A 10,368-nucleotide genomic window follows, 5' to 3' on the forward strand; every position below is an offset into this window, starting at 1 on the left:
GTCGAAGACCCGAGGAACACCATGACCGTGACCCAGGAGGTGGCCGCGACCGCGGCCCCCGACCCCGCCACCCTCGACCTCACCGACCCGCAGACCTTCCTCGACGTCGACGTCCACGCCATGTGGCGCCGGTTCCGCACCGAGAGCCCGGTCCACTGGCACCCCGCCGGAGCACGCACCCCCGGCTTCTGGGTGATCTCCACTTACGCCGACGCCGTCGCCGTCTACCGGGACAACAAGCGCTTCACCTCGGAAAAGGGCAACGTGCTGGCCACGCTGCTCCAGGGCGAGGACTCCGCGTCCCGCAAGATGCTCGCCGTCACCGACGGCGTCCGGCACCGCGACATCCGGGGCGTGATGCTCAAGTCGTTCGCGCCGCGCGTCCTGGAGCCGGTCGTCGCCGGCGTCCACGAGCACACCCGCGAACTGCTCGGCAAGGCGATCGCGGCGGACCGGGTGGACTTCGTCGCCGACGTCGTCGACCACATCCCGATCCACACCATGGGCGCCCTGCTCGACATCCCGCTCGCGGACCGCCCGCGCCTGGTCGAGTGGAACACCCGGACCCTGGCGCGCCACGGTTCGGGGGACGACGAGTTCGAGTCCCTCATGGCCCGCAACGAGATCATCATGTACATGAGCGAGCTGGCCGCCGCGAGACGCCGCGACCCCGGCGAGGACGTCCTCAGCACCCTCGCCGCCGCCACCGTCGACGGCAGGCCGCTCACCGAGGACGAGATCGTCCTGAACGCCTACAGCCTCATCCTCGGCGGAGACGAGTCCACCCGGACCTCCCTCATCGGCGGGCTGATCGCCCTGGCCGAGCACCCCGAGCAGTGGCGCCGGCTGAAGTCCGGGGAGGTGTCCGCGGACACCGCGACCGAGGAGATCCTGCGCTGGACCACCCCGGCCATGCACTTCGGACGCCGCGCCCTGGTCGACGTACCGCTGGGCGACCAGCTGATCAAGGCCGGTGACGTCGTCACCCTCTGGAACACCTCGGCCAACTTCGACGAGGAGGCCTTCGCCGACCCGGAGGCCTTCGACGTCGGCCGCACCCCCAACAAGCACGTGGTGTTCGGCCACGGGCCGCACTTCTGCCTCGGCGCCTTCCTGGGCCGGGTGCACGTCAAAGCCATGGTGGAGGCGCTGTCCTCCATGGTCTCGGACATCACCCTGCTCGGCCCGCCGCAGCGCCTCTACTCCAACTTCGTCCGCGCCTACAGCGCTCTGCCCGTCGCCCTCACCGCGCACACGGCGCCCGGGGCGGCGACGACCGGCAAGGAGACCCACTGACATGCGACACGAGACACGTACGGCCGGCGGCACCACGCTGGCCGTCCTGTACGCCGACACCCCCTCGGACGAGGTCCGGGCGCGGGCCGAGGAACTCCTCGCCGAGCACGGCGCGGTCCTCGTCCGGGGGCTCGGGCTCACCGACGCGGGCGCCTTCCACCGCGCGGTGACCCTGTTCGGCGACTCCCTCATCGACAGCTACCGGGGCGGCAACACGCCCCGGGCGGCGGTCTCCGACGGGGTGTTCACCTCCACCGAGTACCCGGCCCGCTTCGACATCTCCCTCCACAACGAGATGTCGTACGCCCAGTCCTGGCCCTCCCGGCTGTTCTTCGGCTGCCTCGTCGCGCCCGAGACCGGCGGCGCCACCCCCGTCTGCGACGGCGGCGCGCTGCTGGCGGCGCTGCCGCCGGAGGTACGCGACCGGTTCGCCTCCGGCGTCGTCTACAAGCAGCACCTGCACGGCGGTTTCGGCCTCGGCAAGTCCTGGCAGGCCACCTTCGAGACGCAGGACAAGGCGGTGGTCGAACGGTTCCTGGAGGACTCGGCGGCCGAGTACGCCTGGACGGCCGACGGCGGCCTGCGGGTCAGTCAGCACCGGCCCGGCATCCGCCACAACCCGCGCACCGGCGCGCAGACCTGGTTCAACCAGGCCGACCAGTGGCACCCGTCCAACCTGCCGGCGGACGAGGCCGAGTCCCTGCTGTCGCTGATCGACGACGTGGAGGACCTGCCGCACTGGATCACCTACGGCGACGGCAGCCCCCTGTCGGACGACGACCTGGCCCATGTGCGCGAGGCGCAGCGGGAGAACAAGCTGGTGGAGCCCTGGCAGGTGGGCGACATCATGATGGTGGACAACATGTCGGTGCTGCACGGCCGTGAGGCGTACACGGGCGACCGGAAGATCGTCGTGTCGATGACCTGACCCCCGGCGCACGGCCGGTACGGCGAAGGGGGCCCGGCACGCGGTACGCCGGGCCCCTTCTGGCGGGACGGGACTTTCACCGCACCCTTAAGGACGTGGTCCGCGCCCGCCCCCATCCCTAGGGTCTGATCCCGATGGCGCCCGTGGTGCCCGGGGCGAGAATGGACGGAAATATGAACGCGCTCGACGACATCATCGGCGGCGTACGGGCCGGCCTCGCCGACCGGCGGCGCCGGATCCCGGAGTGTGAGCTGCGCGACCTGGCCTCGGAGGTCCAACCGGTACCGGACTGCGCGGAGTTGCTGCGCGGCACCGACGGTTTGAAGGTGATCGCGGAGGTGAAGCGGTCCAGCCCCGCGGCCGGACGGCTCGCCACCATCGAGGACCCGGCGGAGCTGGCGGCCGGCTACGAGGCGGGCGGCGCGGCGGCGATCAGCGTCCTGACGGAGGAACTGCGCTTCGACGGGTCGCTGGCCGATCTGGACGCCGTCCGGGCCAGGGTCGAAGTGCCGCTGCTGCGCAAGGACTTCATTGTCGACCCGTACCAGGTGTGGGAGGCGCGGGCGCACGGCGCGAGCCTGCTCCTGCTCATCGTCGCGGCGCTCGAACAGCCCCTGCTGATCGACCTGGTCGCGCAGGCGGCGGAGATCGGCCTGACCCCGCTGGTGGAGGTCCACGACCAGGGCGAGGCCCGCAGGGCGCTGGACGCCGGGGCCTGGGTGATCGGGGTCAACGCGCGCAATCTGAAGACCCTGGAGATGGACAAGGGCGCCTTCACGCGGATCGCTCCGGACATTCCGGAGAACATCGTGCGGATCGCCGCGTCCGGGGTGCGCGGCCCGCGCTGCGCGGTCGAGTACGCGTCGATGGGGGCCGACGCGATCCTGGTGGGCGAGTCGCTGGTCACCAGCGGCCACCACCGGGAGGCGGTGGCCGCTCTGGTGGCGGCGGGCCGTCGGTTCAACGGCCGGCGGCCACCCGGTTCGCTGCCGGGCCTGCCCGGTCCGCGGCTGCCAGGTGCTCCAGGGCCGCGCCTTCCAGGGCAAGGTTCTCCAGGGCCCGCTTCGCCGTGACCGCCGCCCAGCGCTCCAGCACGGCCGCCGCGGCACCCGAGTCGACCGCCTCGGCGGCCAGCGCCACCCCGGCGGCGAGCCGCTCGGCCACGGGCCGCGCGTCCGGGGCCAGGGCCGCCAGACCCGCCGCCGCCGACAGCAGCACCGCGTCCCGGACCGGACCCCGCGCCCCGGCGAGCACCTCGCGGGCGACCCGGGCGTTGTGAACCCGGTCCCCTCCGCGCAGTGCCGCGGCCGGCGCGTACGCGATCCCGATGTCCCGCGGATCGAAGGTCTCCCTGCGCACCTCTGATCCCCGCGGGCCGGAGCCGGTGACCGACCACACGGTGGAGGTAGTGGTGACCGTCAGCTCGTCCATCCCGTCGTCGCCCCGGAAGACCAGCGCGGACACCCCGCGGCGGGCCAGTACCTCGGCGATCAGCGGGGCCAGCCGGGCGTCGGCGACTCCGACGGCCTGCGCCGCGGGATCGGCCGGATTGGTCAGCGGGCCCAGGGCGTTGAAGACGGTACGGACGCCCAGTTCACGGCGCGGGCCCGCGGCGTGCCGCATCGCCGGGTGGAACATCGGGGCGAAGGCGAAGGTGATGCCGGTCTCCTCGGCGACCTCCGCGACGTCTGCGGCGGGGAGGTCCAGGCAGATCCCCAGCTCCTCCAGCACGTCGGCCGAACCACAGGCGGACGAGGCGGAGCGGTTGCCGTGCTTGACCACCCGGGCGCCCGTCCCGGCGGCCACCACGGCCGACATGGTGGAGACGTTCACGCTGTGCGAGCCGTCCCCGCCGGTGCCGACGATGTCCAGGGCGGGGCCGGGCACGGCCAGCGGGACGGCGTGCCGGCGCATCCCGCGCACCAGGCCCTCCACCTCCTCGGCGGTCTCCCCCTTGGCGCGCAGGGCCGTCATCAGCCCGGCGAGCCGGACCGGACCGGCCTCACCGGCCATCACCTGGTCCATGGCCCACTCGGTCTCGCCCGCCGACAGGTTCCGGCGGTCCAGCAAGGCGTTCAGCAATTCCGGCCAGGCAGTCACGTAGGTCTCCTCGAACGGGGAAATACATCCGCCACCATTCTGGAAAACGGGACTCCTGGTTTCCAGACCACTGCCCGGCCGCTCGCACGGTCCAATTCGACGGGAATGAAATCGGACGGCCGCAAACGGAAGGAGAAACCAGTGGTCCTGCACGCCGCGGTGACCCTCGTCAGGGAATCTGATGTTCCGCTGACGTCGCAGATCCAGCAATTCATCAAGAAAGAGGTGACCGAGGGAATTCTGCACCCCGGCACCCGGTTGCCCTCCAGCCGCCGGCTCGCCGACGACCTCGGCGTCTCCCGCAGCGTCGTGGTCGAGGCGTACGGGCAGCTCGTCGCCGAGGGCTACCTCGAGGCGGTCCAGGGCGCCGGCACGCAAGTCGTGCGCCATCTGGACCGCGCCGGGGCCGCGCCCCCGGTCCCCTCCCTGCTGGACGACGGGCACCTGCCCCGCGCGGCCCCGTCCGTCCGCTGGGACCTGCGCCCCGGCGGCCGCAACGTCCTCGAGTTCCCGCGCCGTGAATGGCTCGCCGGCTACCAGCGGGCCCTGCACTCCGCCGACCCGGCCGCCCTGGACTACCCTCCGCTCGCCGGGGATCCCCGGCTGCGCGTGGAACTCGCCCAGTACCTCGGCCGGACGTGCGGCGTGCGCAGCAGCCCCGGGCAGGTGATGGTGACCGCCGGGTTCGCCCAGACGCTGGGCCTGCTCGCCGCCGTACTGCCGCAGCTGGGCATCGACGCCCTCGGCATCGAGAACCCCGGCCACCCCGGCCAGCGCCGGTTCGTCCGCGAGAGCGGCCTGCGGCCGGTCCCGCTGCCGGTCGACGGGGAGGGCGTCGACGTGGCCGCCCTGGCCGCGTCCGGGATACGGGCCGTCCTGCTCACTCCCGCCCACCAGTTCCCCACGGGGTCCACGCTCTCCGCGGAGCGCCGCGAGATCCTGGTGCGGTGGGCGCGCGAGGTCGACGGTCTGATCATCGAGGACGACTACGACCGGGGCCTGTGGTACGAGCGCGGCGCCGGGCGGCCGCTGGCCCTCCAGCGGCTCGCACCCGACCACGTGGTCTACGCGGGCACCGTCAGCAAGACCCTCGCCCCCGGGCTGCGCCTGGGCTGGCTCGCCGCGCCCGCGCCGCTGCTGGACCGGCTGCTGCGCGCCCGCGCCCGCCAGGACCTGGGCACCGACGTGCTCACCCAGCTGGCCTTCGCGGAGTTCCTGCGCGGCGGCGCGTACGACCGGCACCTGCGGCGGCTGAACTCCCTGTGCCGCGACCGGCACACCGCACTGTGCGAGGCCGTACGCCGCCACCTGCCGGGGGCGACGGTGAGGGGCCGGGCCGCGGGACTGCACGCGTACGTGACGCTGCCCCGGCACACCGACGAGGCGGCGCTGGTGGCCGGGGCGCTGCGCCGCTCGGTGCTGCTCACGGGGGCGGCCGCCTGCCACGCCCGCCCCGGCGAGGGCGCGCCCGCACTCGTGGTCGGGCACGCGCATCTGCCGAGGTCGGGCGCGGACCAGGCGGCCCGGGAGCTGGCGGCGGTCCTCAGGGGGTGAGGGCGCCGCAGCGCATCGCCAGGAAGTTCTCCATCATGGTCAGCCCGCCGGTGGTCATGATGGACTCCGGGTGGAACTGCACGCCCTCCACCGCCAGCGTGCGGTGCCGCAGCCCCATCACGTAGCCGTGGTCGGCGGCCACGGCCGTGGTCACCAGCGGCTCGGGCAGCGGGTCGGCGACCAGCAGCGAGTGGTAGCGGGTGGCCTCCACGCTGTGGCCCAGGCCCTCGAAGAGGCCCGCGCCGTCGTGCCGGACGGTGCTGGTGCGCCCGTGCATCACCTGCCCGGCCACCTCGACCCGGCCCCCGTACGCGAGCCCGATGGCCTGGTGCCCCAGGCACACCCCCAGCACCGGGACGCGCCCGGCGAACTCGTGCACCAGCTCCACGTGTCCGGACCGCGCCGGATGCCCCGGGCCCGGCCCGAGCACCACCGCGTCGGGCTCCAGGTCGGCCAGCTGCCCCGGCGTCCGGGTCCGCGAGCGCACCACCTCGGTGTCCGCGCCCAGCACCCGCAGGTACTGGTCGATGATGTGGACGAAACTGTCGTACGCGTCGATCAGCAGCACCTTCACCGCAGCAGCTCCTCACCGGTGAGCGCCCAGTAGGCGGCCCCCATCTTGGCCAGCGTCTCCTGCCACTCGGACTCCGGGTCGGACTGGGCGACCATGCCCGCCGAGCTCTGCGTGGAGTACCGGTGGCCGTCGTACTCGATCGTGCGGATGCACAGGGCCAGCTCGCTCCAGCCGCGTACGTCGACCAGCCCGACCGCCCCCGCGTAGGCGCCCCGGCTCTCCCTCTCCAGGCCGTCGATGATCTCCATGGCGCGGACCTTGGGCGCGCCCGACATGGTCCCGGCCGGGAAGGTGGCCCGTACCGCGTCCCAGACGTCCGTCCCCGGCTCCAGCCGACCGCTGACCGTGGAGACCAGGTGGAAGACGTGCGAGAAGGTCTCCACCTCCATCAGCCGGTCCACCGGCTGGGTGCTGGGCAGCGAGACCCGGCCGATGTCGTTGCGGCACAGGTCGACGAGCATGATGTGCTCGGCCTGCTCCTTGGTGCTCTGCCGCATCTCCTTGACGCGGCGCTGGTTGACCTCGTCGTCGGGGCCCCGGCGGGCGGTGCCGGCGATCGGGCGCATCACGATCGCGCCGTCCTCGATCCGGAAGAACAGCTCCGGGCTGGCACCGATCAGGGTCCGTCCGGCCTGCGGCATCAGGTACATGTACGGAGAGGGGTTGCGGCCGCGCAGCCGCCGGTACACCTCCAGCGGGGTCAGGTCGCTCTCCACGTCGAGGCGGTGGCCGATCTGGATCTGGTAGACGTCGCCGACGCCGATGTGCTCCAGGCAGCGCGCCGCCCAGCCGAGGAAGGTCTCGCGGTCGACGCTGTCGCGCACGGAGCGCGGGACGGGCGCCTCGGGATACCCGTCCGCGGCCACCGGGCGCGCCTGCGCCGGGGCGGGCAGTTCGGGCAGTTCGGGCGGCTCCGGCAGGCCCGCGAACGCCGGGCTGTCGGCGCGCAGCCGGCGCACCCGCCCGTCGTTGACGTCGTACCAGACGGTGTCCCGGAACAGGGTGAGCGTGATGTCCGGACGTCCGCCGTCGCCGCCGGTCCGCTCCGGCAGCTCCTCCATGTGCCAGGCCGACTCGTACGCCAGCGAGGTCAGGAACCCGAAGGCGTACCGCTCGCGCGGGAGGTCGGTGGTCAGCGAGAACAGCCCCTGGGCCCGGCCGAGCGCGTCCCAGACCTGCTCGGACCGCTCGAAGCGGAAGACGTACGGCCCCTCGGGAAGTGGGTGGTGGGCCACCGGGCAGCCCGCGGCGGGCCCGTCCGCCGCCGGGGCCGCCGCGGCCAGCCCGGCCGCCTCGACCGCGCCGGCCAGCGCCCGCTTGAGCGCCGGGGCGGCGCCGTCCACCTCGACCCGGTCGGCGTGGACGCGGATCTCGGCGAGCCGTCCGAAGCCGACGACCGCGGAGCGGCGGTCCGGCGCCGCCCCCTCCAGACTCTCGAACAGGAACACCTCCTGCTCGGGCAGCACCGCGCTCAGCGCCGCGTACAGCTCCAGCGGGGCGTGCCGGGCCAGCTCCTCGACGCCGACCCGTACCTCGACCGGCAAAAGACCGGAATCACCCGGACCGCTTGAACCGTTTGGAACGTGTGAATCCCACAATGTGAACTCCCCCTGAATTCGGTTTCCGTCGGAATGAGTGAATCAACTTTCTCCGAACCACCGCCAGACCAATTCCACACCCCCGATGCGGTCCATTTACAAAATGCTTGACCATTCCCGGGCCCCGGTGGGTAACTGAGGCCATGGGAGAAAACAAAAACAGATCGTCCTGGCGCGCATTCCCCGCCGCCCAGCAACCCGACTGGCCCGACCCGGCAGCCCTGCGCGCCGTCACCGGCCGCCTCGCCGAAGCGCCTCCGCTGGTCTTCGGCGCCGAATGCGAACAGCTGCGCCTGAAGATGGCGGCCGTCGCCCGCGGCGAGGCGATCCTGCTCCAGGGCGGCGACTGCGCCGAAACCTTCGCCCAGGTCACCACCGACTCCATCCGCGGCAAGCTGAAGACCCTGCTCCAGATGGCCGTCGTGCTCTCCCACGCCACCGCCCTGCCGGTGGTCAAGGTGGGCCGGATGGCCGGGCAGTACGCCAAGCCGCGCTCCAGCCCCTACGAGGAACTCGACGGGCTGAGACTGCCCTCGTACCGCGGCGACGCCGTCAACGGCCTGGAGTTCACCCCTGCCGCACGCACCCCCGACCCCGAGCGGCTGCGCGTCATGTACGAGGCCTCCGCCCGTACCCTGAACGTGGTTCGGGCCCTGACCACCAGCGGTTTCGCCGACCTGCACCAGGTCCACGCCTGGAATCGGGGCTTCGTCGCCGGCTCCGCCGCCGGCGAGCGCTACGAGGCCCTCGCCGACGAGATCGACCGCACCCTCGCCTTCATGCGGGCCTGCCGGGTCGACACCCGCGAGCTCGGCACCGCCGAGTTCTTCGTCGGACACGAGGGCCTGCTGCTGGACTACGAGGAGGCGCTGACCCGCACGGAACCGGAGACGGGCCGCACCTACGCCGCCAGCGGCCACCTGCTGTGGATCGGCGAGCGCACCCGCGACCTGGACGGCGCCCACGTCGAGTTCTTCTCACGGATCGACAACCCGATCGCCGTGAAACTGGGCCCCGCCACCGAGGCCGACACCGTCCTCGCCCTCCTCGACCGGCTCGACCCGGACCGCGAGCCCGGCCGCCTCACCTTCGTCGTCCGGGCCGGCGCCGACAAGATCCGCGACATGCTTCCCACCCTGGTGGAGAAGGTCGCCGCCGAGGGCGCCCTGCCCTGCTGGGTCAGCGACCCGATGCACGGCAACACCGTCACCGCGCCCACCGGGCACAAGACCCGCTCCTTCGACACCGTCCTCGACGAGGTGAACGGCTTCGTCGAGGTCCACCGCTCCCTGGGCACCCACCCCGGCGGCATCCACGTAGAACTGACCGGCGACGACGTCACCGAATGCACGGGAGGCGGCAACGCTGTACGGCCCGAGGACCTGCCCCACCGCTACGAGACGGCCTGCGACCCCCGCCTCAACCACACCCAGTCCCTCGACCTGGCCTTCCGCCTCGCCGAGATGTACCGGGAGGCCCCTAGGGGGTGTTTCTCGGATCTCCGCGAAACACCCCCTAGCCCGCCTCACCACCAGCGGGTCAGCTCCGCAGCGGACGCAGCGCCTCTTCGATGAGCCCGAACGGCGGCCGTTCGGCGAGGTAGAAGTGCTCGCCGGGCACCGTCAGCGCCTCCACCGGCCCCCGGGTCGACTGCCGCCAGGCACCGCTCTGCGCGGCGGTCACCCGGGGATCCGCGTCGCCCACGATCGCGGTGACCGGGCAGCCCAGCGGCGACCGCGGCCGGCCCTCGTACGCGGCGAGCATCCGGAAGTCCGCCCCGATGTACGGCATCACCAGCTCCACGAACCCGGCGTTGTTCAGCAACTCGGGGTCCGTGCCGCCCAGTTCGACCAGCGTCCGGCCGATCGACTCCCGGTCCCAGGCAGCCGCCGCCGCCGGGTCCCCGGCCATCAGATGCGGCGCCTTCGCCCCTGACGCGAACAGGTGCGCCACGCCCGAGCCGGCCTCCTCCAGCGCCCGCACCACCTCGTAGGCCACGATCGCGCCCATGCTGTGCCCGAAGAAGGCCACCGGCCGCTCATCGGCCGAGGCCAGCAGCTCGGCGGCGATCTCCCGCGCCATCGGCACCAGTTCGGCCGCGCACTCCTCGGAGAACCGCTCGGCGCGTCCCGGGTAGCAGACCGCGTGGACCTCGCAGTCGCCCAGCCCCTTCGCCCAGGACCGGAAGAAGTACGGCGAGCCGCCCGCGTGCGGGAAGCACACCACCCGCCGCTCCGCGAACGGCCGCGCGTCGACCACCTGTGTCCACACCATGCCTGCCACCTCTGCCCCACCCTGCCGTTCCACGGCGTCCGCAC

9 protein-coding genes are annotated in these 10,368 nt (G+C 72.8%); 5 read left to right on the forward strand and 4 right to left on the reverse strand.

The window, feature by feature from the left end; translation table 11 throughout:
• The first annotated feature begins 21 nt into the window (after nt 1–21).
• The 3 genes from ACWDYJ_RS00335 to trpC all read left to right on the forward strand — a co-directional run bounded on the left by ACWDYJ_RS00335 (nt 22) and on the right by trpC (nt 3,297).
• A complete protein-coding gene (locus ACWDYJ_RS00335) occupies nt 22–1,296 on the forward strand; it encodes a cytochrome P450 (RefSeq protein WP_451563180.1) in 1,275 nt (424 codons plus the stop codon).
• A 1-nt stretch (nt 1,297) separates the two neighbouring features.
• Nucleotides 1,298–2,224, forward strand: a complete 927-nt coding sequence (locus ACWDYJ_RS00340; protein ID WP_451563181.1) for a TauD/TfdA family dioxygenase — start codon at nt 1,298–1,300, stop codon at nt 2,222–2,224.
• A 173-nt stretch (nt 2,225–2,397) separates the two neighbouring features.
• Nucleotides 2,398–3,297: an indole-3-glycerol phosphate synthase TrpC gene (trpC, locus tag ACWDYJ_RS00345; protein ID WP_451563182.1), complete on the forward strand. Its 900-nt coding sequence runs from the start codon at nt 2,398–2,400 to the stop codon at nt 3,295–3,297.
• Here the strand turns inward: trpC and trpD are convergent.
• Nucleotides 3,185–4,324, reverse strand: coding sequence for an anthranilate phosphoribosyltransferase (gene trpD, locus ACWDYJ_RS00350; RefSeq protein WP_451563183.1), 1,140 nt, complete (start codon nt 4,322–4,324; stop codon nt 3,185–3,187). The genes trpC and trpD overlap by 113 nt on opposite strands.
• A gap of 141 nt (nt 4,325–4,465) precedes the next feature.
• Between trpD and pdxR the strand changes: the two genes are divergently transcribed.
• Nucleotides 4,466–5,878, forward strand: a complete 1,413-nt coding sequence (gene pdxR, locus ACWDYJ_RS00355; RefSeq protein WP_451563184.1) for a MocR-like pyridoxine biosynthesis transcription factor PdxR — start codon at nt 4,466–4,468, stop codon at nt 5,876–5,878.
• Here the strand turns inward: pdxR and ACWDYJ_RS00360 are convergent.
• Together ACWDYJ_RS00360 and ACWDYJ_RS00365 are read right to left on the reverse strand one after the other, a co-directional pair.
• A complete protein-coding gene (locus ACWDYJ_RS00360; RefSeq protein WP_451563185.1) occupies nt 5,868–6,452 on the reverse strand; it encodes an anthranilate synthase component II in 585 nt (194 codons plus the stop codon). The genes pdxR and ACWDYJ_RS00360 overlap by 11 nt on opposite strands.
• Entirely contained in the window at nt 6,449–7,996 is a 1,548-nt protein-coding gene (locus ACWDYJ_RS00365; protein ID WP_451563186.1) for an anthranilate synthase component I family protein, read from the reverse strand. Before ACWDYJ_RS00365 ends, ACWDYJ_RS00360 begins: the two co-directional genes overlap by 4 nt.
• A gap of 197 nt (nt 7,997–8,193) precedes the next feature.
• Here ACWDYJ_RS00365 and ACWDYJ_RS00370 point away from each other — a divergent pair, with 197 nt between their 5' ends.
• Nucleotides 8,194–9,624, forward strand: coding sequence for a class II 3-deoxy-7-phosphoheptulonate synthase (locus ACWDYJ_RS00370; protein ID WP_451563187.1), 1,431 nt, complete (start codon nt 8,194–8,196; stop codon nt 9,622–9,624).
• Here the strand turns inward: ACWDYJ_RS00370 and ACWDYJ_RS00375 are convergent.
• Nucleotides 9,590–10,324 carry a thioesterase II family protein gene (locus tag ACWDYJ_RS00375; protein WP_451563188.1) on the reverse strand — a complete coding sequence of 245 codons (735 nt, stop codon included), beginning with the start codon at nt 10,322–10,324 and terminating at the stop codon, nt 9,590–9,592. The two genes, ACWDYJ_RS00370 and ACWDYJ_RS00375, sit on opposite strands and share 35 nt — an antisense overlap.
• Nucleotides 10,325–10,368 lie beyond the last annotated feature (44 nt).

The organism is Streptomyces sp. NPDC003042 (genome assembly GCF_053591315.1).

Coding starts and splice junctions, on each gene's coding strand:
- ACWDYJ_RS00335 (WP_451563180.1), top strand. CDS start 22: ATGACCGTGACCCAGGAGGTGGCCGCGACCGCGGCCCCCGACCCCGCC.
- ACWDYJ_RS00340 (WP_451563181.1), top strand. CDS start 1,298: ATGCGACACGAGACACGTACGGCCGGCGGCACCACGCTGGCCGTCCTG.
- trpC (WP_451563182.1), top strand. CDS start 2,398: ATGAACGCGCTCGACGACATCATCGGCGGCGTACGGGCCGGCCTCGCC.
- ACWDYJ_RS00370 (WP_451563187.1), top strand. CDS start 8,194: ATGGGAGAAAACAAAAACAGATCGTCCTGGCGCGCATTCCCCGCCGCC.
- ACWDYJ_RS00375 (WP_451563188.1), bottom strand. CDS start 10,324: ATGGTGTGGACACAGGTGGTCGACGCGCGGCCGTTCGCGGAGCGGCGG.